This is a genomic window from Pseudomonas sp. 43mfcvi1.1, assembly GCF_900115935.1.
Lineage (GTDB): Bacteria > Pseudomonadota > Gammaproteobacteria > Pseudomonadales > Pseudomonadaceae > Aquipseudomonas > Aquipseudomonas bijieensis.
Genome location: NZ_UETT01000016.1, coordinates 1 through 21,246, shown reverse-complemented (window position 1 = coordinate 21,246; position 21,246 = coordinate 1). Strand labels below are relative to the sequence as shown.

17 protein-coding genes are annotated in these 21,246 nt (G+C 61.6%); 7 read left to right on the top strand and 10 right to left on the bottom strand.

What is annotated here, in order from left to right:
• Positions 1-28: 28 nt before the first annotated feature.
• Together DTP52_RS25380 and DTP52_RS25375 are read right to left on the bottom strand one after the other, a co-directional pair.
• The gene (locus DTP52_RS25380) at positions 29-745 is read right to left on the bottom strand and encodes a TorF family putative porin (protein ID WP_109755811.1); all 717 of its coding nucleotides are present in this window, start codon (positions 743-745) and stop codon (positions 29-31) included.
• 192 nt (positions 746-937) lie between these two features.
• Positions 938-1,126 carry a hypothetical protein gene (locus tag DTP52_RS25375; protein WP_172436054.1) on the bottom strand — a complete coding sequence of 63 codons (189 nt, stop codon included), beginning with the start codon at positions 1,124-1,126 and terminating at the stop codon, positions 938-940.
• A 339-nt stretch (positions 1,127-1,465) separates the two neighbouring features.
• Here DTP52_RS25375 and DTP52_RS25370 point away from each other — a divergent pair, with 339 nt between their 5' ends.
• Both DTP52_RS25370 and DTP52_RS25365 read left to right on the top strand, forming a co-directional pair.
• On the top strand, positions 1,466-2,302 hold the full coding sequence (locus DTP52_RS25370; protein ID WP_109755810.1) for a S1 RNA-binding domain-containing protein: 837 nt from the start codon (positions 1,466-1,468) through the stop codon (positions 2,300-2,302).
• Positions 2,303-2,704: 402 nt separating this feature from the next.
• Entirely contained in the window at positions 2,705-4,150 is a 1,446-nt protein-coding gene (locus tag DTP52_RS25365) for an NCS1 family nucleobase:cation symporter-1 (RefSeq protein WP_109755809.1), read from the top strand.
• Here the strand turns inward: DTP52_RS25365 and DTP52_RS25360 are convergent, their stop codons facing one another.
• Complete coding sequence (locus tag DTP52_RS25360; RefSeq protein ID WP_109755808.1) at positions 4,151-5,323, bottom strand: MFS transporter; 1,173 nt, start codon at positions 5,321-5,323, stop codon at positions 4,151-4,153.
• A 104-nt stretch (positions 5,324-5,427) separates the two neighbouring features.
• On the opposite strand from DTP52_RS25360, the gene DTP52_RS25355 reads away from it, so the two are divergent.
• A complete protein-coding gene (locus DTP52_RS25355; protein WP_109755807.1) occupies positions 5,428-6,321 on the top strand; it encodes a LysR family transcriptional regulator in 894 nt (297 codons plus the stop codon).
• A gap of 139 nt (positions 6,322-6,460) precedes the next feature.
• Complete coding sequence (locus tag DTP52_RS31440) at positions 6,461-6,589, top strand: PA1414 family protein (RefSeq protein WP_003198971.1); 129 nt, start codon at positions 6,461-6,463, stop codon at positions 6,587-6,589.
• Positions 6,590-6,857: 268 nt separating this feature from the next.
• Here DTP52_RS31440 and DTP52_RS25350 read toward each other — a convergent pair whose 3' ends face one another.
• From DTP52_RS25350 to speB, 4 genes are all read right to left on the bottom strand, one after another.
• Positions 6,858-8,246 (bottom strand): sodium:solute symporter, encoded by a 1,389-nt coding sequence (locus tag DTP52_RS25350; protein ID WP_109755806.1) that lies wholly within the window; start codon positions 8,244-8,246, stop codon positions 6,858-6,860.
• 196 nt (positions 8,247-8,442) lie between these two features.
• Positions 8,443-9,954 (bottom strand): cytosine permease, encoded by a 1,512-nt coding sequence (locus DTP52_RS25345; protein ID WP_109755805.1) that lies wholly within the window; start codon positions 9,952-9,954, stop codon positions 8,443-8,445.
• Between the two features lie 54 nt (positions 9,955-10,008).
• Positions 10,009-10,416 carry a nuclear transport factor 2 family protein gene (locus DTP52_RS25340; protein ID WP_109755804.1) on the bottom strand — a complete coding sequence of 136 codons (408 nt, stop codon included), beginning with the start codon at positions 10,414-10,416 and terminating at the stop codon, positions 10,009-10,011.
• A gap of 9 nt (positions 10,417-10,425) precedes the next feature.
• Entirely contained in the window at positions 10,426-11,376 is a 951-nt protein-coding gene (gene speB / locus DTP52_RS25335) for an agmatinase (protein WP_003184135.1), read from the bottom strand.
• A 340-nt stretch (positions 11,377-11,716) separates the two neighbouring features.
• On the opposite strand from speB, the gene DTP52_RS25330 reads away from it, so the two are divergent.
• Both DTP52_RS25330 and DTP52_RS25325 read left to right on the top strand, forming a co-directional pair.
• Positions 11,717-12,610 carry a LysR family transcriptional regulator gene (locus DTP52_RS25330; protein ID WP_003184133.1) on the top strand — a complete coding sequence of 298 codons (894 nt, stop codon included), beginning with the start codon at positions 11,717-11,719 and terminating at the stop codon, positions 12,608-12,610.
• A 2-nt stretch (positions 12,611-12,612) separates the two neighbouring features.
• Positions 12,613-13,215 carry a tRNA-uridine aminocarboxypropyltransferase gene (locus tag DTP52_RS25325; protein WP_109755803.1) on the top strand — a complete coding sequence of 201 codons (603 nt, stop codon included), beginning with the start codon at positions 12,613-12,615 and terminating at the stop codon, positions 13,213-13,215.
• A 143-nt stretch (positions 13,216-13,358) separates the two neighbouring features.
• Here the strand turns inward: DTP52_RS25325 and DTP52_RS25320 are convergent, their stop codons facing one another.
• The 3 genes from DTP52_RS25320 to DTP52_RS25310 form a co-directional block, all read right to left on the bottom strand.
• Positions 13,359-14,723, bottom strand: coding sequence for an HlyD family type I secretion periplasmic adaptor subunit (locus DTP52_RS25320; RefSeq protein WP_109755802.1), 1,365 nt, complete (start codon positions 14,721-14,723; stop codon positions 13,359-13,361).
• A 107-nt stretch (positions 14,724-14,830) separates the two neighbouring features.
• A complete protein-coding gene (locus DTP52_RS25315; RefSeq protein ID WP_109755949.1) occupies positions 14,831-16,990 on the bottom strand; it encodes a type I secretion system permease/ATPase in 2,160 nt (719 codons plus the stop codon).
• A gap of 27 nt (positions 16,991-17,017) precedes the next feature.
• The gene (locus DTP52_RS25310) at positions 17,018-18,376 is read right to left on the bottom strand and encodes a TolC family outer membrane protein (RefSeq protein WP_109755801.1); all 1,359 of its coding nucleotides are present in this window, start codon (positions 18,374-18,376) and stop codon (positions 17,018-17,020) included.
• A 453-nt stretch (positions 18,377-18,829) separates the two neighbouring features.
• On the opposite strand from DTP52_RS25310, the gene DTP52_RS25305 reads away from it, so the two are divergent.
• On the top strand, positions 18,830-21,246 hold a 2,417-nt coding region (locus tag DTP52_RS25305; protein ID WP_146206880.1), incomplete at its 3' end, for a retention module-containing protein.

Below are 21,246 nucleotides of genomic sequence, written 5' to 3'. Positions count from 1 at the left end.
GCAGTTCAGCCGATCGAATAAGTAACGCTTAGTAAAAAGGATGGGCCATCTTGAGGGTCAGCAGGCTGTCGCATTCGCTGTTGTGGCCGGAGTATGCCGAGCAACTGCTGCCGCTGAGGCTTGAGTCGCTGTAGATCAGGTCCAGGTCGATGCCTTTCCAGGGACGGGAAATTTTCAATGACCAGTCGCTGAAACTGCCTACATAGCCGTTCTCGACCGAGACCGGTGTATTGAGCTGGTGGGTGGTGTATTTGGCGCTGATGCCAATGCCAAACGGCACGTTGCCGCCCAGGTCGGCAAACAGCGTGCTGTTCTGTTTGTCCGGATCGTTGCTCAGGGCCGCGCCGAAACGGCTGCCGAGCACGGTCAGGCCGCCGTAGAACTCCTGGCTGTCGAGGGTATCGGCGGTGGGATAACTGTAGTGGATCAGGCCGACCTCGTAGCCCAGGGTCTGGTCGAAAGGTTGTTTAAAGCCCATGTAGGAATCGACTTCCAGTTCGGTGGAAGGTGTGAGGCCGGCGCTGGGTGACCATTGGCCGACGTACCAGCCGCTGTCGTGGCTCAGGTCCAGGCCGCCATGAAACGAACCGGTGCTCGACGGCGTGACCAAACCTTCGGCCATGCTGCGGCTGGGCGTGGTGCCGAGTTTGAGGTCGAAGTCGCCGAGTTCGCGTTGGAACACCTGCCCCTGAGCGAGGGAACATGTCAGTAGGCTGATCATCAGCAGAACGATAGAGCTGCGCATGCTTCCTCCATGAATAGCGAGAAGCAGGATCGGTATTAAGCTGAAACGCTTGAGCTAGAGAGGTGAAAGCATACCGGCGAATGCTCGGCAGCGAAGGCCGTTCGTCGATTCATGGGAAATGGGTGGGGCGGGGAGGGTTCCAGTCCAAGCGCTTCGAAGTTCAAAGCGCCTTGGGACCAGGTGACACGCAGGTTACTTCTTGCCCAGGCTGATCTGCTTGGACGGGCCGAATGTCTGGCCGCTGACGCCTTTGGCAATTTGCTGGATCTCACCGCCGGACTTGAGGAACGCAGCGATCTGATCGTTGATCGACTCGCTGGTTTCAACGGCTGGAGCTGGCTTCGATTTGCTGTTGGATGCTTTTACGCGCATGACGACCATTAACCTGTAAATAATTAATTGGGCCAGGCATCGTACAGTAAATACTTGACAATTGCTTGGCAAATATCCTTCTCAATTATCGCTATGGTGACGGCAATAATGCGCGATTACCCTGCAATTATTGCCCTAAGCCTCTGTTTTAAATAACAACCGTGAAAGAAATAGGGTGCTGATGGCGAGCGGTATGCACCGTCGCCGGCCTGACGAATGGCCGTGTGCCGGGGGAAAACCCAGGAAAATCAATGATTGCGCAGGGGCTTGCCGGCAAACCTTGCTGGCGGCCACGAATCGCGCTGCAAAACCGGGTAGAATGCCGCCCAGGCAATGAGGGTATTGGAAATGGCTTTAGTCGGGCGCTACAACAGTTTGCAAGTGGTTAAACACACTAACTTCGGTTTATATCTGGACGGCGGTGCGGACGGCGAAATCCTGCTGCCCAACCGATATATTCCCAAGGATATTCCCAGTGAAGATGAAGATTGGCTCAATGTTTTCATTTATCTGGACAGCGACGACAAACTGATCGCCACCACGGAAAAACCAAAAGTGCAGGTGGGTGAGTTCGCCAGCCTGAAAGTGGTCGAGGTCAACAGCATCGGCGTGTTCCTGGACTGGGGCCTGCCCAAGGATCTGCTGCTGCCGTATTCCGAAGAAAAGCGCCAGATGACCGCTGGCGAATACTGCGTGGTGCATGTCTACCTCGACAAGCACACCCGTCGCATTACCGCCACGGCGCGCCTGGATCGTTATCTGGACAAGACCCCGGCCAACTACACGCCAGGGCAGGAAGTGGATTTGCTGGTCGCCGAAGCCACCGACATGGGGTTCAAGGCGATCATCAACAACAAGCATTGGGGCTTGATCCACAAGAACGAAATCTTCAAGTTCATGCGCGCCGGCAAACAGGAAAAAGGCTTCATCAAGGAAATCCGCCCGGACGGCAAGATCAGCCTGAGCCTGCAGCCGGTGGGCCAGGAAGCCGCCACCAGCCTGAATGCCAAGATCCTCGCCAAGTTGCGCGAGAACAACGGCACGCTGGCAGTCAGCGACAAGAGCGACCCGGCGCTGATCAGCAGCCTGTTTGGCGTGAGCAAGGGCAACTTCAAGAAAGCCATTGGCGCGCTGTACAAGAATGGGCAGATCGTCATTCATGCTGATCGCATTGAATTGAGCTGATCTTCAGCCGAGCCACAAAATCCGTGGCAAGTGAGGGTTTATGTGGCCAGGGAGGCCAGCTGTGGGAGCAAGGCTTGCCCGCGATGAAGGCGATGCGGTCTTTTCTGAAACCGAGGCGCCTGTTTCGCGAGCAAGCTTTGCTCCCACATAATAGCGACGTACTGCGACTTCCCTCTGTATACAAAACCCTGCACCTTTAGCATGCATCCGCGCCCTGTTCGTGGGCGCATGTCTGCTCTTGCTCGCCTTTTACTCCCGCTACACACCCCGGTTTGTCTCACATTTCGCCGCTATGGCACGCATTCTGCGTGGCAACGCGTATACAAACCATGCCGGCTCCCGTGCGCAGTATGGTGAGCAGGTTGATGCGGGGGCACGGCGGTACTCAAAAGGAGCCCCGCAATGTCCGAGCAATTGCCCAACGGCTACAGCCCCCGCCTCTATAACGAGGACTTGGGCCCGCTGCCGCAGAAATGGAATTGGTACAACATCTTCGCGTTCTGGATGAGCGATGTGCACAGCGTCGGCGGTTATGTCTTCGCCGCCAGCCTGTTCGCGTTGGGCCTGGCGAGTTGGCAAGTGTTGATCGCCTTGCTCGGTGGGATTTGCATCGTGCAGTTGATCGCCAACCTGGTCGCCAGGCCGAGCCAGCAGGCGGCGGTGCCGTATCCGGTAATCTGTCGGCTGGCGTTCGGGGTGTTCGGGGCGAATATTCCTGCGGTGATCCGGGGCTTAATCGCCGTGGCCTGGTACGGCATTCAGACGTACCTGGCGTCCAGCGCGTTGATCATCGTGGTGCTGCGGTTTTTTCCTTCGATGGAAGTCTACGCAACGGCGCATTTTGCCGGTTTGTCCTACCTGGGTTGGTTCGGCTTCCTCAGCCTGTGGTTCGTCCAGGCGCTGGTGTTCTGGACAGGCATGGAGTCGATCCGTCGCTTCATCGACTGGGCCGGGCCGGTGGTGTATGCGGTGATGTTTCTGTTGGCCGGCTGGATCGTCTGGAAGGCCGGTTGGAGCAATATCAGCTTCACCTTGGCGGAAAAGTCATTGTCCGGTTGGCAGGCGTTCGGCCAGGTGATCGTGGCCACGGCTTTGGTGGTGTCGTACTTTTCCGGCCCAACCCTGAATTTCGGCGATTTCAGCCGTTACTGCCGGAGCATGTCTGACGTACGCCGGGGCAATTTCTGGGGGCTGCCGGTGAATTTCCTGGCGTTCTCCCTGGTCACCGTAGTGATTGTTTCCGGGACCTTGCCGGTGTTCGGCGAAATGCTCCATGACCCGATCGCCACCGTGGCGCGCATCGACAACGATGTGGCGGTCTTGCTGGGCGCCTTTGCCTTCGTGACCGCCACCATCGGCATCAACATTGTCGCCAACTTCGTCTCTCCGGCCTTTGACTTCGCCAACGTCGCGCCCAGCAAGATCAGTTGGCGCGCCGGCGGCATGATCGCGGCAGTGGCCTCGATTTTCATCACGCCGTGGAACCTGTTCAACAACCCCGAAGTGATCCACTACACCCTGGACGTACTGGCGGCGTTCATCGGCCCGCTGTTCGGGATCCTGCTGGTGGATTACTACTTGATCAAAAAACAGCAGATCGACGTCGACGCGCTGTTCAATGATGGGCCGAGCGGGCGCTATTACTACAGCGGCGGTATCAACTGGACCGCGGTCAAGGCGCTGATCCCGGCAACGTTGATGGGGGTGGCGATCACCTTCACGCCACTGCTGCAACCGATGGCCAACTTCGCCTGGTTCACCGGTTGCTTCCTCGGCGGGGTGTTGTATTTCGCCTTGGCGCGGCGCGAACCGGTCGCGCACTTGAGTTCATCGCTCAGCCAGGCCTGATCAACGCAGGGCGGTCTGGGCGCAAGGGCTCACCGCGCCCCGGCTGGCGGGCCGCAGCAACAGCCCGCCGGCCAGCAGCAGGCCACTGCCGGCAATGATCAGCGCCGGTTGCAGGCCGCCGCTGAAATGGCTGCTCAACGCCGCCAGCAGTGGCCCGCTGAGCTGGCCCACGGCAAAGCAGGCGGTCAACAGGCCCGCGTTGCGCTGGGTGGCGTGGGGCGCCAGTTCCCGGGAGTGCTGCATCACCAGCTGCATGCAGGCCAGGAACGGTGCGCCACACAGGATCACCCCCAGCGCCAGCCCCGGGCCGCTGCCCAGCAGGCAGGCGAACACCCCGGCGGCTTGCAGCCAGAGCGTACCGATCAGCCAGCGGTCGGTGGTGTTCGGGTTGGGGCGACGCAGGCTGACCAGCAACACGCCAGTGGCGGCGGCCAGGCCGAAGCAGGGCCAGAACAGGTCGGCCTGCCATTGCCCATGGAACTGCGCCGAGGCCATCTGCGACAGGAACGTTGCCGGGATGATGTAGCCCACGCCGTACAGGGCGTACACCACGCCAAGTCGAGCGATGCCACGGTTCGGCGAGGCGCTCACTGGCGCGGCAACGGTCGCGGCTGCGGCGGGTTGCGGCAGGATCGGCAGAATCACCAGCAGCATCGCCAATGCCACGCCAGCATACACCAGCCACAGGGTCGCGGAGGTCTGGCCCAACAGGTTCGAGCCCAGGGCGAGCAAACCGGTCAGGAAAATCCCCAACCCAGGGCCGGCAAACACCAGGGCTCCGAGCCGTGGCCGTCCCGCCGTCGCAGCCAAGGGTTGGCTCAGGGCGGTGATCATCACCAGCACCCAGGCGCTTGCCACACCAGTGCCGAAACGCAGCGCCAAGTGCGGCCAGAAACCCCAGGCCCAGAACGACGCCAGTGTCAGCAGCACACACAGCCACAGCCCACCCAGCAAACGCCGGCGCACCTGTTCCGGGCGGCGGGCGAACATGGCGTCCAGCGCGCCGAGGAAGTAACCCAGGTAGTTGGCGGCGGCAATCAGACCGGCGGCGGTCAAGTCGAGCTGACCTTCGCCGATCAAATGAGGTAACTGGGGGGTAAGGGCGAAGCGGCCAATGCCCATGGCCATCATCAAGGCGATGAAGCTGCCGAGCAGGCGAGTAAGAGGTGACATGGTCGTTCTCCGGGTATCGGGGCGAATGACCGTCAGGCTAGGACTGATTGACTTTCATTAAAAATGAATAATAGTGAGTAACTTGTTCTTTTTTGGAGAATGTCGTGGAGTTCAGCCAATTACGGATTTTCCAGGCCGTGGCCGAGGAAGGTTCCATCACCCGAGCCGCAGAGCGCCTGCACCGGGTGCCGTCGAACCTCTCGACCCGGCTCAAGCAGCTTGAAGAGCAATTGGGCGTGGACCTTTTCCTGCGGGAGCGTCAGCGTTTGCAGTTGTCACCGGCGGGAAAAGTCCTGCTGGACTATGCGGCCAAGCTTTTTGCCCTGCACGACGAAGCGCATGCCGCTGTGCAGGGCGGGCAGCCAGCCGGGGATTTTCTACTGGGCACGATGTACAGCACGGCGGCGACGCATTTGCCGGACCTGTTGGCGGCCTATCACCGGGCGTATCCGGCGGTGAACCTGCAAGTGCAATCCGGGCCCAGTGGTGAATTGCTCGAAGGCCTGCTCACCAATCGTCTCGACGCAGCGTTGGTGGACGGCCCACTGGAACTGGCGGGGCTCGATGGCGTGCCGTTGTGCGACGAGCGGTTGGTACTGATTACCGAGGCCGATCATCCCCCGGTACGCAGCGCGCTGGATGTGCAAGGCCGTGCGGTGTTCACGTTCCGGCGTGGTTGCTCATACCGGATGCGCTTGGAAGCCTGGTTTGCCCATGATCATGCGACCATGGGCCGGGCGATGGAAATCGAGTCTTACCAGGGGATGCTGGCGTGTGTGATCGCCGGGTCTGGGGTGGCGTTGATGTCCGAGTCGATGCTGGCCAGCCTGCCGGGTCGCGAGCGGGTGACGGTGCATCCGCTGGCCGAGCCGTTCGCCAGCGCCACCACCTGGCTGATGTGGCGCAAAGGCATGGTCGGGGCCAACCTGAACGCCTGGATCGAATTGCAACAACAGGCCTGGCCGCGAGGGCCAATGATCACGGCGCAATCGGCTTGAACTCCGGGAGGTGGATTTGGATCAATTCAGTAACAGATCATTGCAAACTGAGACGAGCATTGCGTAGAACATCGGACTATTATCAGTGCGAAGGGGCCACAGAAATCTGCCGCTCGCACCACCCTGAGGGGGCACCACGATGAAAGAGAAAATCCAGAACTGGCTTCACGACCTGGGTGTCGCGCTGGGGCTGATCGAGCCGCCAATGCAACCGGTACCGATCCGCACCGATGACGAGCAACGCCGCCGCCAACCGCGCCGCCGGTAAATACAGCGCAGAATTTGGAGAGATCGCAGTTCCGGACCATTTCATTGAGATGGGCCGGAACTGCGATCTTTTTATTTCCAGGGCAACCCTATGGTGAGGGGGTTTACTTGTGGCGAGGGGATTTATCCCCGCTGGAGCGCGCAGCGGTCCCAAACGCTGACACTTCGGTGTGGCAGACAGATTGAATTGACTGTTTTGGGCTGCTTCGCAGCCCAACGGGGATAAATCCCCTCGCCACAACTGCGTTCGGCTTGATTTCAGTTGTCGATCAAACCGCCTTGGCCACCACCTCCGGCCGCGGCGCCAACACACTCACCAGCACAAAACTCACCAGCGCCACGCTCAGGCTGTAGTAGATCGGCGTGTTCGCGTCCAGGCCATCCTTAAGCATGAAGAACAAGGCGGTCAAGAAGCCCAGCGACATGCTGGTGATTGCGCCGGCAGTGGTGGCGCGCTTCCAGTAGATGGCACCGATCAGCGGGATCAGCATGCCGCCCACCAACAGGTTGTAGGCCAGGGTCAGGGCGCTGATGACGTCGCTGACCACCAGGGCGATCACCAGCACCACGGCCCCCATCAGCAGGGTCGCGATACGGTTTTCGTGGACGTCGCCACTGCCGCTTTCACGGCCCTGGCGCAGGCGTGGCAGCAAATCCTGGACCACCGTGGTGGACGCCGCGAGCAGGCCTGCCGCGGCGGTGGACATCAAGGCCGCCAGGGCCGCGGCGATCACCAGCCCGCGAATGCCGTTGGGCAGGCTGGTCTGGACGACGCTGGCAAAGGCGTTGTTGACGTTCGCAAGGTCCGGCAGCAAGACCTTGGCCGCCATGCCGATCAACGCCCCGGCCAGGCCGTACAGCACGCAGTACAGGCCGGCGGCGGTGCCGGCGACTTTGGCCACGCCTTCGCTGCGGGCGGTGAACACCCGTTGCCAGATGTCCTGGCCGATGAAGATGCCGAAGAAGTAGATCAGGAAGTAGGTGAGGATGGTGTCCCAGCCAATGGCGGTGAAATCGAAGTAGCTGGCCGGCAGCTTGGCCACCATGGCGTCCCAGCCGCCGGCATCGACGATGGACATCGGCATCAGCAGGAACACCAGGCCAACGGTCATGATCAAGAATTGCACGATGTCGGTGAGGGTCAGCGACCACATGCCGCCAATGGTGGAATACAACACCACCACGCCGCCGCCCACCAGGATCGAAACCCAGAACGGCAGGCCGAACAGCACCTGCATCACGGTACCAATGGCGATGGTCGAGGTGGCACCGATCATCAATGCGTAAACCAGCATGATCAGCGCACTGGCCTGGCGCGCGGCGGGGTTGTAGCGACGCTCCAGCACTTGGGTCACGGTGTAGATCTTGAGCTTGAGCAACGGCTTGGCGAGAAACAGGCTGAGGCCGACGATGCCCAGGCCGATGGCGCCGCACAGCCAGAATCCAGAGATGCCGTAGACGTAGCCCAGGCGTACGGTGCCGATGGTGGAGGCACCGCCCAGCACGGTAGCGGCCATGGTGCCCAGGTAAAAGCCCGGGCCGAGGTTGCGCCCGGCGACCAGGTAGTCGTCACGGGTCTTGGCGCGGCGCATGCCGTACCAGCCGAGGGCGATCATGCCGGCAGCGTAGATAAGAACGACGATTAAGTCCAAAGCCATGGTGGCGTGTCTCCGATTGTCTTTTTTATAGTGAGTCGGGGTGCTGCCGTCCCTGGCACCTCAACCCCTGCGTGAGCGCGCTTTTTGTGGCGAGGGAGCTTGCTCCCGCTCGACTGCGCAGCAGTCGCCATCAGCGGCCGCGACGCGCCCCAGCGGGAGCAAGCTCCCTCGCCACGGGTCTTTCGTTGATCTCGGGTCAGGCGGTCTGGCTGAGGGAGGGTTTATCGATTGGCTCCGCAGCACCCTTGCTACGCGGATCCCCCGGCCCATACACCGTTGCCGGCTCTGGAAACAGCCCCAGCAACACCAGGTACACCACCGAAGCCAAACCCAGGGTCACCGGCAGGCTGATGTCGATCCCGCCGGCCAGTTCCCCCAGCGGCCCGACGAACTGGCCCGGCAGGTTGACGAAGCACAAGCCCACCAACGCGCTAGGGATCCACGCCCCCAGGCCGCGCCAGTTCCAGCCGTGGCTGAACCAGTAGCGCCCGCCGGTTTCGCCACGGGTGAACACTTGCAGGTCATCCGGGCAGTAGAAGCCGCGGCGTATCAGCAGGCCGATGATCATGATCACCATCCACGGCGTGGTGCAGGTGATGATCAGTACGGCGAAGGTGGACACGCTTTGCACCAGGTTCGCGGCGAAGCGGCCGATGAAGATGAAGGCAATCGACAGCACGCCGATCAGCAGTGTCGCCTTGACCCGCGACAGCACCCGTGGGAACACGCTGGACATGTCCAGGCCGGTGCCGTACAGCGACGTGGTGCCGGTGGACATGCCGCCGATCACCGCGATCAGGCACACCGGCAGGAAGAACCAGCTCGGCGAGACCGCCAGCAGGCCGCCTACGTAGTTGTTGGCCGCGATGTAGTCCGGCGCCTTGATCGCCACGATGGTGGCGGTGGCGAGGCCGAACAGGAACGGAATCAGCGTCGCCAGTTGCGCGGCGATCACCGCCAGCATGATGCGGCGCTTGGGCGTGTTGCGCGGGATGTAGCGCGACCAGTCACCGAGGAACGCACCGAAGGAAATCGGGTTGCTCATGGCCACCAGCGCCGCGCCGATGAAGGCGGCATAGAAGCCCGGCTGGCCGAGGCTGACGGTGCCGGCGAACTGGCTGTCGAAGGTCGGCGCGAAGGCCACGATGCCCAGCAAGAACAACAGGCTGGCGGCCCACACGGCGATGCGGTTGACCCACAGCATGAAGCGAAAGCCGTAGATGCACACGGTCAAGACCAGCAAGGCGAACAGGCCGTAGGCCAGGCCCAGGCTCAGGTCGGTTTCCGGTACGCCGATCAACCGCTTGGCACCGCCGATCAATGCGTCTCCGGAACTCCACACCGACAGTGAAAAGAACGCGATGGCGGTCAACAGTGACAGGAACGAACCGACGATCCGTCCGTGCACGCCGAAGTGCGCACCGGAAGACACCGCGTTGTTGGTGCCGTTGAGCGGGCCGAACAGGCCCATCGGCGCGAGGATGATCGAACCCACCAATACCCCCAGCACAATCGCCCAGACTCCAGCCTGGAATGACAGGCCGAACAGCACCGGGAAACTGCCGAGCACTGCGGTGGCAAAGGTATTGGCGCCGCCGAAGATCAGGCGAAACAGATCGCCTGGGCCGGCGGTGCGTTCGTGGTCGGGGATCTGTTCGACCCCGAAGGTTTCGATTTGCGTAAGGCTGTTGTCGTTATTGTTATTCATGATCTGCTCCGATCATAAAGGCGCGCTCATCGAGTGTGAGCGTCGCCTGTTTGGCTAAGGGATTGGCAGCCCTTCCGGCATTGCGGACAAATGTTCGTGACAGGCCAGCCATAGGCCTTGTTGTTCTTGGCGAAACACAATGGTTTCGCGCTCCTGGCTAAAGTGAAGCTCCCCTTGCATGCGCAGCTCAGTGGCCACGTCATGGATGAAAACCGCCACGTCCCCTTGCAGGCTGACGAAGGCGTTGCTTGAGGTGCAGTCCAGCACCTCGAAGCCATCCTCGGAGCGCCAGCGGTCCCACAACACCTGGTAGGCATCGCGTGACAGCAGGGGCTGTTCGAGGGTGTGGAACACGAAACTCGCATCGGCCGTGAACGCGCCGAAGTAGGCGTCACGGTCATTGCGGGCGAAGGCCGACACCAGTTGTGCGGCGGCTTGGCGTACTTGGTCCTGTTGGTTCATGGGCGCACCTCAGCGATGAACCACGCCGGGCAGTACGCAGAGCATCTCGTACAGCAGGTTGGCGCCCAACAGCGAAGTGTTGCCGGTGGTGTCGTACGGTGGCGAGACTTCTACCAGATCGCAACCGACCAGGTCGAGACCCTGGCAGCCGCGCACGATTTCGATTGCCTGGATAGTGGTCAGGCCGCCGATTTCCGGGGTGCCGGTGCCAGGGGCCCAGGCAGGGTCGATGCCGTCGATGTCGAAGCTCAGGTACACCGGACCGCCGCCGACTTTCTCGCGCACTTCGGCCATCAGCGGGGCCAGGGATTTGTGCCAGCACTCTTCGGCCTGGACCACGCGGAAACCCTGGTTGCGGCTCCAGTTGAAATCATCGGCCGTATAGCCCTGGGCCCGCAGGCCGATCTGGACCACGCGGTCGCAGTCGAGCAAGCCTTCTTCCACGGCGCGGCGGAAGGTGGTGCCGTGGGCGATTTTCTCGCCGAACATGTGGTCGTTCACATCGGCGTGGGCGTCGATGTGCACCAGGCCGACCTTGCCGTGTTTCTTGTGGATCGCCCGCAGGATCGGCAGGGTGATGGTGTGGTCGCCGCCCAGGGTCAGGGGAATGACGTTGTGTTCGAGGATCTTGTGGTACGACTCCTCGATGATCCGCACCGCATCCAGCAGGTTGAAGGTGTTGATCGCCACGTCTCCGATGTCGGCCACCGACAGCGAGTCGAACGGCGCGGCGCCAGTGGCCATGTTGTAGGGGCGGATCATCACGGATTCGGCGCGAATCTCCCGCGGCCCGAAACGGGTGCCAGCGCGAAGGGAGGTGCCAATGTCCAGCGGCACGCCGACGAACGCAGCGTCCAGGCCGGCAGCGGTCTGCAAATGGGGGAGTCGCATCATGGTGGCGATGCCGCCGAAGCGCGGCATTTCGTTGCCGCCCAGTGGTTGGTGAAGAATCTTGTCCACGGGTAGGGCCTCATCGTTGTTTTATTTATCAGGGGCCGATTCTGCGAAAAGCCTGGGAGGGGAAGAATCGCTGGGGGCAAATACTTAGTTCAGATTTTTCTAAACTAATGTGGGAGAGGGCGATAGACTTCGCAGCAGTGCAGTCCTGGAGGACAGGATGCCCCTGTGGCGAGGGAGCTTGCTCCCGCTGGGCAGCGAAGCGGCCCCAAAACCATTCACCTCGGTGAATCAGACAGACCGCGTCGCCAGGTTTTACGACGGCTGCGCCGCCGAGCGGGAGCAAGCTCCCTCGCCACAACAGCGCGACAAGTGCTATCCATATGTGATCGGGAGACACCCAATGGCCAACGCTCTACCCGACCTGAAACTGCTGCGCATTTTCGTCAGCGTGGTCCGGCACCAGGGGTTCGCCAATGCCCAGCACGAACTCAACCTTTCCACGTCGGCCATCAGCACCTATATGAGCCAGCTTGAATCAGCCCTGGGCCTGGTGTTGTGTCATCGCGGCCGGGGCGGGTTCAGCCTGACCAGCAAGGGCGAGTTGTTCCATCAGGAAACCCTGCGCCTGCTGGGCGAACTCGAAGGGTTCGAGCAGTACGCCGCCGCGCTCAAGGGCGAATTGCGCGGCACGTTGAACCTGGGGGTGATCGACTCCACGGTCAGCGACAAGGCCTTGCCATTCGCCGAAGCCATCGGCGCCTACAGCCAGGAGCATCCGGCGGTGCATTTGCACCTGTCGGTCATGAGCCCTTACGAACTGCAACTCGGCGTGCAGGACAACCGCCTGGACCTGGCCATCGGTGCGTTTTCCACGCGCATGAGCGGGCTGGTCTACATGCCGCTGTACCGCGAGCAGCACTGGTTGTATTGCAGCAACCGCCACCCGCTGTTCAACGAGCGGCGCATCCCCGAGCAAGTCATCACCCAGCAGCGCATGGTCGGGCGCGGTTACTGGAGCCAGGCCGAGCTGGCCCGCCATGGCTTCAAGCACAGCGCGGCGACGGTGGAGAGCATGGAGGCGCAGTTGATCCTGGTGTTGTCCGGCGCCTACGTCGGTTACCTGCCTGAGCACTATGCCCAGGCGTGGGTCGACAAGGGCGATTTGCGTGTGTTGCTGCCGGCGACCTTCGGTTATCAGGCGCCGTTTTCGATGATCGTGCGCCGTGGTCGCAGCCGCGAGCCGCTGATCCAGACATTCCGTGATTTGCTCAAAGCTCAACTGAATCAGGCCTGACCATGTCCAGAACTCAATGCTCGCGCTGCCAACGACCGCAAAGCCATTGCTTGTGCCCGTTGATCCCCAGCCTCGACAGCCGCACCCGGGTCTTGCTGTTGCAGCATCCCAGCGAAGTGGACCATGCCTTGAACACGGCCAGGCTGGCGGCGCTGGGGCTCAACAATGCCGAGTTGATCGTGGGCGAGGTGTTCGAGGACTTGCCCAGGCTGCTCAATCCACCGGGTTATCGGGCGCGGTTGCTGTTTCCCAGTGAGGATGCGCAGCCGCTGCAGGCTTATGTTCCGTCCGAGGAGCCGCTGCTGTTGGTCGTGCCCGACGGTACCTGGCGCAAGGCGCGCAAGCTGCTGCACCTCAACCCGTTGTTGGCGGCGCTGCCGAGGGTGACCTTGGCCGAAGGCGGCGTGTCCCGTTATCGCTTGCGCAAGGCCCCGGGGCCGGGGGCGTTGTCGACGGTGGAGGCGATTGTCCAGGCGTTGCAGACATTGGAAGCGCCAAGCAGCTTCGAGCCGTTGCTCAGGCCGTTCGAGGCATTGATCGAGGGGCAGATTGCGGCGATGGGGGAGGAGACCTACCAGCGTAACCATGCTGAGAATAGGTCGTGACTGTGCTGGCCTCATCGCGAGCAGGCTCGCTCCCACATTGGATCTGTGGTGTTAGCAGATTTGTGCATGCACTGGAGATCAACTGTGGGAGCGAGCCTGCTCGCGATAGTGGTAGAACAATCAATGAAGTCTCAGCTCAGGGGCTACCGCTCGCGCATCGCCTCGGTCCGCGCCTTCAACACCGGCTTGAGCAAGTAATCCAGCACGCTTTTCTCCCCGGTAATGATATCCACCGTCGCCACCATCCCCGGAATGATCAGCAACGGTTTGGCATCCCCGCCCAAATGATTTTTATCGGTGCGCACCTGGATCAGGTAGAAGCTGTTGCCCTTGTCGTCGGTGATGGTGTCGGCGCCGATCAGTTCGAGCTTGGCGCTCAGTCCGCCATAGATGGTGTAGTCGTAGGCGCTGAATTTGACCATGGCTTTCTGGCCCGGATGCAGGAACGCCACGTCCTGGGGGCGAACCTTGGCTTCGATCAGCAGGTTGTCTTCCAGGGGCACGATTTCCACCATGTCGTTGCCCGGCTGCACCACGCCGCCGATGGTATTGACCTTCAGTTGCTTGATCACCCCATGCACCGGCGAGACCACGGTGGTGCGGGTCACGCGGTCGTCGATGGCGATGCTCGAGGCGGTGATTTTTGACAGTTCGGTGCGTTTCTCGTTGAGGTCCTTGGCCGCTTCGGAGCGGAAGGTCTGTTCCGATTCGTCGATCTTGCTCTTGATCTCGTTGATAGCCGATTCGGCCCGGGGAATGGCCAGGGTGGTGGCGTTGAGTGAGCCGCGGATTTCCACCGCGCTGCGCTTGAGTCGCAGGATCTCCACTGGCGACACTGCCCCGGTGCGCACCAGCGGTGCGGACATGTTCATTTCTTCTTGCAGCAAGGCCAGGGCAGAGCTGAACTGGCCTTGCTTGGAGCGAAACTCCGCCAGTTCCTGGGTCTTCTGCCGCAATTGTTCGGTCAGGGTGCGTTGCTCGCTGGCCAGGCGACGCTGGCGTTGTTCGTACAGCGAGCGTTCGTCCTCGGCCACTTGCGGGGCCTTGGCGGTTATCTCTGCCGAGAGTGCGAATGGCCGCCCTTCAGCCTCGGCCGACAGGCGTTCGACCTGGGCGGTCAAGGCATAGCGGTCGGCCTCGCTCTCGCCCTTGTTCGACAGATAGCGCGTGTCGTCCAGGCGCAGCAGGGTGTCGCCCTTGTTCACCATCTGCCCTTCGCGCACGAAAATCTCGGTGACGATGCCGCCCTCCAGGTTCTGGATCACCTGGACCTTGCTCGACGGAATCGCCTTGCCTTCGCCTGTGGTGACTTCTTGCAAGACCGCCAGTTTGGCCCAGACCAGCCCGGTGACGATCAAGCCGGCGGCCAGCCACACGGTGACCCGCGAGCGGCGCGGCGAATCCTGCAATGTGGCGCCGGCGGTTTCCGCCATGAACTCGCTTTCGGCGCTTTTGCTGAAACTGCCGAAGTAGCTTCGGGCGGCTGAATCCGGGGTTTGAGCAGACATGGGGCGGTACCCGTCAGTTAAGTGAAATAAAGCCGAACACATACCTGTGGCTTGAGAGGGTTATCTGTGGGAGCAAGGCTTGCTCCCACAGGTTGCTGTGTTGGCAGCTATACCGCCGCAGACCCCACCCGTCCCTTGCGCAATGCATCGATCACCGCGTCCTTCGGTCCATCCGCCACGATCCGGCCGTTGTCCAACACCACCAACCGATCCACCAGACTCAGCATCGAGGTACGGTGGGTCACCAGCAGCACGGTCTTGCCCTGCACGTGGGTGTGGAGCTTTTGTCGCAAGGCGTCTTCGCTGCTGTTGTCCATGGCGCTGGTGGGTTCGTCCAGCAGCAGGATCGGCGGGTCGAGCAACAAGGCCCGGGCCAGCAGCACGGCCTGGCGCTGGCCTCCGGAAAGCAACTGCCCACGCTCGCCCACTGGGCGGTCGAAGCCTTGGGGGTGTTGGCGCGCCAGTTCCGTGACGCCGGTCAGTTCCGCCACTTCCAGCATGCGCGCATCGCTGATGTAGCGGGCGCCCAGGGTGAGATTGTCCCGCAGGCTGCCGGCCAGCAATGGCAGGTCATGGGCGACATAGCCGATCTGTTGGCGCAGGTCGGCGACGTCCAGTTGCCGCAGGTCCAGGCCGTCCAGCAGCAACTGGCCTTCCTCCGGCGCGTAGAAGCCCATCACCAGGCGCGCCAGGGTGCTCTTGCCCGAACCGCTGCGACCGATGATCCCGACCCGTTCGCCGGGCTTGAGGCTGAAGCTGATATTGGCCAGTGCGGGGGAGCTCTGGCCGTTGTAATGGAAGGTCACGCCGTTGACCTCCAGCGCGCCCTGCAATTGGGTGCGATCCAGTGGCCGTTGCTTGGCGTCACGCTCCTGGGGCAATGCCATCAAGGCATCGGTGCTGCGCATGGTGAGCTGGGCTTGTTGGTAGCGAGTGATCAGCCCGGCGATCTGCCCGAGAGGGGCGAGCACCCGGCTGCCGAGCATGTAGGTCGCCACCAGTGCGCCGACGCTGAGGTTGCCGGCGATGATGCTGTAGACCCCGGCGACGATGGTCGCCATGCCGGCCAGTTGTTGCAGGAACAACGTGCCGTTGGTCGCCAATGCCGAGAGGTTGCGCGCATGGCTGTCCAGGCGGGTGAGGGCGCCGTGGGTGCTTTCCCACTGATGCTGGCGTTCGCTTTCGGCACTGCAGGCCTTGAGGGTTTCCAGGCCGCCGAGGGTTTCAATCAACAAGGCTTGGCGCTGGGCACCCAGGGCCAGGCTTTTTTGCACGGTGTCGCGCAGGCGCACCTGGATGATCATCGCGAAGACAATGGTGATGGGAAACGCCACCACTGGAATCACCACCAGCCAGCCACCGAGCAGGCCGATCACCACCAGCATCAGCAGGGCGAAGGGCAGGTCGATGAGGCTGGTGAGGGTTACGGCGGTGAGAAACTCCCGCAGGCCCTGGAAGTCATGGATGCTCTGGGCGAAGCCGCCGATGGTCACCGGCTTGGCCTTCATCGCCATGCCGGTGATGCGCTCGAACAGAGTGGCGGAAAGAACCACGTCGGTTTTCTTGCCAGCGGTGTCCAGCAGGTGGGCGCGTACCACCCGCAATACCAGTTCGAAACCGGTGCCGATCAGCAGCCCCACGGCCAGCACCCATAAGGTCGACGTGGCCTGGTTCGGCACCACGCGATCGTAGGTCTGCATGACGAACAGCGGCACCATCAGGCCCAGCAGATTGATCAGGAAACTCGCCAGGATCGCGTCGCTGTACAGCCAGCGCGACAGTTTCAAGGTGTCGCGAAACCACGCCTCGACCCGCGGCACCAAAGGCGAGCGCAGGTCTTCGAGTTCATGGCGCGGCCGGGCGAACAAGGCCTGGCCGCTGTAATCGAGGGCCAGTTCCTCGCGACTGACCCATTGTTCGCCGCCGTCGGCTTCGCTGGGCAGGATCAGCGCCTTGCCATCCTCACCCCAGCGCCGCAATACCGCACAGCGGCCACCCACCAGGACCAGCATCACCGGCAGGTTCAGGGGCGAGATATCCGCCAGCTCACGACGCAACAGTCGCGCCTGCAAGCTCGCCCGGGCCGCTGCGCGTGGCAGCAGGTCCAGGCTCAAGCGTTGGTGCGCCATAGGAAGCCCGGCGCTGAGGCTGGCGCGGCTGACCGTCGCGCCATGGAGTTTGCAGAGGATCAACAGGCCGTCCAGCAAGGGATCATCGAAATTCAGCCGCGGATCAGCGCCGGGGGTTGCAGGTTCCATGCTGGTCACATTGATCGCTCCCATTTTTCGGGGGGACTACTTCAGTTCCGGCAGCCGGGCCTGATTCTTGACTTCGGTCTGCGCGACCGCGTCGGCCGGCAGCACGATCCGTTGCTTGTGCAACAGCAGGCCCATGTTCGCCAGCACCCGGTACATCGAGTATTCCTCGGTGTAACGCACCTCGGTGTAGCGACGGTTGGCGTTGTACAGCTCGTTTTCGCTGTCGAGCAGGTCGAGCAGGGTGCGCTGACCGAGACCGAACTGATCCTGGTAGGCGGCCCGCACACGGGAAGTGGTTTCGGCGTATTCCCGGGCGGTAGGCGTCTGTTTGCGAGCGTTGAGCATTGCGTTCCAGGCCAGGCGCGTGTCTTCGTTGAGCTGGCGCAGGGCATTGTTGCGGATGTCCATGGCCTGGTTGATCTGGTGGGCGTTGGAGGCCAGCCGCGCCTTGTCGCTGCCACCGCGGAACAGGTTGTAGTTCATCACCACGCCGACCCGCCAGTTGTTGTCATGGCCTTCTTCGCCACCGATGTTGTTATTGGCGCCCACCGCCGCCTCGGCATCGAAACGGGGGTAGAACGGTGACTTCGCCACTTCGTACTGGCTTTCGGCGGACTGTATGTCGGCCTGGGCCGATTTCAGGTACGGGTTGTTATCCACCATGCTTTGCTGGGCTTCGCGCAGATCGGCGGGGATTTCGCCCTTGGTCGAGGGCGGCATTTCCAACTCATCGGGCATGCGCCCGACCACGCTGTAGAAATTCGCCTCGGCGTCGGCCAGGTCCACCTGGGCGGTGTCGTAGTTGTTTTCCGCCAGGGCTCGACGGGCATTGGATTGGTCGGAGTCGGCGGTGCTGCCCACCCCACGTTCGGTGCGCAGGCCGATCTGGTCGTTGACCCGCAGGTGCGCCTGCAGGTTGTTCTTGGCCAGGGTCACCAGTTCGCGACGCTTGAGCACTTCCAGGTAGACCTCGATGGTACGTAGCGCCAGATCCTGGGCGGTGCCCTGGGCGTAATAGGCCCGGGAGTTGACCACGCCCTGGGTACGTTCCACTTCATTGGCGGTGTTGAACCCGTCGAAGATCATCTGCCGCAGGCGCAGCTCTGATTGGGTGTAGGTCAGGATATTGGTGTGGTGGTTGCCCAAGGCCCGGGTGTTGGTGTTGTCGCTGTAGCCGCGACCGTAACCGGCATTGAGATCCACCGACGGGAAAAAGCCCCCCCTGGCGACCTTGACGTCTTCATTGGCCGACAGACGGCTGTCCACCCGTTGTGCCAGCTCCGGGTGGGTAGCGATGGTGCTCTGGATCGCTTCGGTCAAGGACATGGCCTGCGCCTGAGAAGAGCAGGCCATGGCCAGCAAAACCGCGCTGCAGAGGGGGGTTAGAACGCGCATGGGGTGCATCTCCTGAGGGCTGTAGTGCTTCGTTGTCGCCAATATATTGACGTATTTAAGATCAAAACCGTTTCAACCTTGTAACAACACAGCTAAGAACATCCTGCGCAAAACCTAAGAAGAATTTCTCATAACGCTTATGCCGAAAAAAACTTATGTACTTGAAAAAAACCAGCACATTGTTCAAAGCGAAAGCCTTTGAATTCGCGGGTTCTGACGGCTTTTAGGCGTCAATAAAAGTTCCGTTCAGTTTTTTAAGCGATGTGAAGAAGTGCCGAAAGGGCGATGTGAGAAGCAAGGTTGTGTGACGGTTTTTTGTCGTTTTGGCGAATTGCCAGCACCTTCCGCTTTCACGAAAGCTGGCAGATTTTCCAGCTTTCCCGGTCGCCAACCTGAGGACGGATTCTTCACCCAGACAGGTGCCGATTGCGGTCGGCAACGGAGGAAATGCACATGGCAGCGCTCATCGGTATCGTCAGTAAAGTGGTCGGGCAGGTTTTCGCAGAAGCGGCCGGTGGCCTGCGGCGGCCTTTGGTCGAAGGCGACCGGCTCTATGCCGGCGAACACCTGATCACCGGGGGCGAAGGGGCCGTGGCGGTGCATCTGCAAAATGGCCAGGAATTGACCTTGGGACGCGGAAGCAACCTGACCCTCACCCCACAGCTGCTTGCCAACCACGCGCCCCATGTCGACACGCCTGAAGCGCTGACACCGAGTAACGCGCAACTGACCGACGTACAAAAACTGCAACAAGCCATCGCCGCCGGTGCCGACCCGACCCAGACCGGCGAAGCCACGGCCGCGGGCCCCGAGGGTGGTAACCCCGGAGGCGTGGGCGGCGGGCACAGTTTCGTGTTGTTGGAAGAAGTCGGTGGCGAGGTCGATCCGCAGATTGGCTTCCCCACGGCCGGGTTCAACGGGATACCCGAGTTTCCGCAACTGCGCCTGGCCGGTGATCCGGATAACGACGGCGATAGCACCGTGCCGCCAGTCACCCCCGAAACACCAGACAACCCCGTGACCTTGGATGGCGTGGACGTGGAAGGCGGCGAACTGACCACCAATGAGGCCAATCTGGCCGATGGTTCGGCGAGCAACCCAAGTGCACTGGTGCAAAGCGGCACCTTCACGGTTTCTGCCCCCGATGGGCTGAGCAGCCTGAGCATCGGCGGCATCAGCGTGATTGCTGGCGGTGTGCCCGCAGGTTTCCCTCAAACCATCACCTCGGCGCTGGGCAACACGTTGACCATCACCGGCTACAACCCGACTACCGGCGTGGTCAGCTACACCTACACTCTGACGGACAATGAAACCCATCCTGCCGGTGGCGGTGCCAACAACATCACCGAACAGTTCCCGGTCGTTGCCGTCGATTCCGATGGCGACACCGCTACCGGGACCCTGGATGTCAACATCACCGACGACGTGCCCCAGGCGATCGACGACAGCCACGCCAACACAGCCTCGGAAACCCTCGTCACCCTCACGGGTAACGTATTGACCAACGATCACCAGGGCGCCGACCGGATCCCCACCGGTCCCGACAGTGGGCCGATCATTGGCGGGACGTTCACCGGCACCTACGGCACCCTCGTGCTCAACCCCAATGGCACATACACCTACACCCTGAACACCAGCGACCCGCAATTCGTCGCATTGCACGGCGGGGGAAGCGGCACTGAGACATTCACCTATACCCTGACCGATGCCGACGGTGACACCAGTACCGCGAATCTGGTGCTGCAGGTGCATAACAACGACGATCCAGTGGTGTTGGTGGGCCTCGATACCGAAGGTGGCGAGCTGTCATTGCAAGAGAAAAATCTCAGCGACGGCAGCAGCCCGGATGCATCGGCCCTGACGCAAAGCGGCACCTTCACCGTGACGGCGTTGGACGGTGTGCAGACCTTGAGCGTCGGCGGCATCAATGTGGTTACGGGCGGCGTGGCAGCCGGTTTCCCACAATCGATTACCACCGCTTTGGGCAACACCCTGACCATCACCGGTTTCAACGCTGCGACTGGGGTGGTCAGCTATAGCTACACGCTGCTGGACAATGAAACCCATCCAAACGCCAACGGTGCCAACAACCTGAGCGAGCAATTTGCCGTGGTTGTCACCGACGACAACGGCACCACCGCCAACGGCAACCTCGACGTGAACATCGTCGACGACCTGCCGAAAGCCGTGGACGACAGCAACGCCAGCACCGCCTCGGAAACCAACCTGACCCTGACCGGTAGCGTGCTGACCAACGACACCCAAGGTGCGGATCATGTGGCCTCTGGTCCGATCACGCCTGGCACTTTCACCGGCACTTACGGCACCCTGGTGCTCAACGCTGACGGTTCCTACACCTACACCCTCAACACTGCCGACGCCGATTTCAAAGGTTTGCATGGTGGCGGCAATGGCAGCGAGACCTTCACCTACACCCTGACCGATGCCGATGGCGACACCAGTACCGCGAACCTGGTACTGCAAGTGCACAACAACGACGACCCGGTGATCATCACTGGCCTCGACACCGAGGGTGGTGAGTTGGCGGTCCAGGAGAAAAACCTCAGCGACGGCAGCAGCCCGGATGCGCCGGCCCTGACGCAAAGCGGTACTTTTACGATTACTGCTTTGGACGGTGTGCAGACCTTGAGCGTCGGCGGCATCAACGTCGTCACCGGCGGCGTGGCAGCCGGTTTCCCGCAATCGATTACCACCGCACTCGGCAATACGTTGACCATCACCGGCTACAACGCCACCACGGGCGTGGTCAGCTACAGCTACACGCTGCTGGACAATGAAACCCATCCAAACGCCAACGGTGCCAACAACCTGAGCGAGCAATTTGCCGTGGTTGTCACCGACGACAACGG

Excerpts from the sequence above, each read along its gene's own strand:
- DTP52_RS25380 (WP_109755811.1), bottom strand. The coding sequence starts at position 745 with ATGCGCAGCTCTATCGTTCTGCTGATGATCAGCCTACTGACATGTTCC.
- DTP52_RS25375 (WP_172436054.1), bottom strand. The coding sequence starts at position 1,126 with ATGGTCGTCATGCGCGTAAAAGCATCCAACAGCAAATCGAAGCCAGCT.
- DTP52_RS25370 (WP_109755810.1), top strand. The coding sequence starts at position 1,466 with ATGGCTTTAGTCGGGCGCTACAACAGTTTGCAAGTGGTTAAACACACT.
- DTP52_RS25365 (WP_109755809.1), top strand. The coding sequence starts at position 2,705 with ATGTCCGAGCAATTGCCCAACGGCTACAGCCCCCGCCTCTATAACGAG.
- DTP52_RS25360 (WP_109755808.1), bottom strand. The coding sequence starts at position 5,323 with ATGTCACCTCTTACTCGCCTGCTCGGCAGCTTCATCGCCTTGATGATG.
- DTP52_RS31440 (WP_003198971.1), top strand. The coding sequence starts at position 6,461 with ATGAAAGAGAAAATCCAGAACTGGCTTCACGACCTGGGTGTCGCGCTG.
- DTP52_RS25350 (WP_109755806.1), bottom strand. The coding sequence starts at position 8,246 with ATGGCTTTGGACTTAATCGTCGTTCTTATCTACGCTGCCGGCATGATC.
- DTP52_RS25345 (WP_109755805.1), bottom strand. The coding sequence starts at position 9,954 with ATGAATAACAATAACGACAACAGCCTTACGCAAATCGAAACCTTCGGG.
- DTP52_RS25340 (WP_109755804.1), bottom strand. The coding sequence starts at position 10,416 with ATGAACCAACAGGACCAAGTACGCCAAGCCGCCGCACAACTGGTGTCG.
- DTP52_RS25330 (WP_003184133.1), top strand. The coding sequence starts at position 11,717 with ATGGCCAACGCTCTACCCGACCTGAAACTGCTGCGCATTTTCGTCAGC.
- DTP52_RS25325 (WP_109755803.1), top strand. The coding sequence starts at position 12,613 with ATGTCCAGAACTCAATGCTCGCGCTGCCAACGACCGCAAAGCCATTGC.
- DTP52_RS25320 (WP_109755802.1), bottom strand. The coding sequence starts at position 14,723 with ATGTCTGCTCAAACCCCGGATTCAGCCGCCCGAAGCTACTTCGGCAGT.
- DTP52_RS25310 (WP_109755801.1), bottom strand. The coding sequence starts at position 18,376 with ATGCGCGTTCTAACCCCCCTCTGCAGCGCGGTTTTGCTGGCCATGGCC.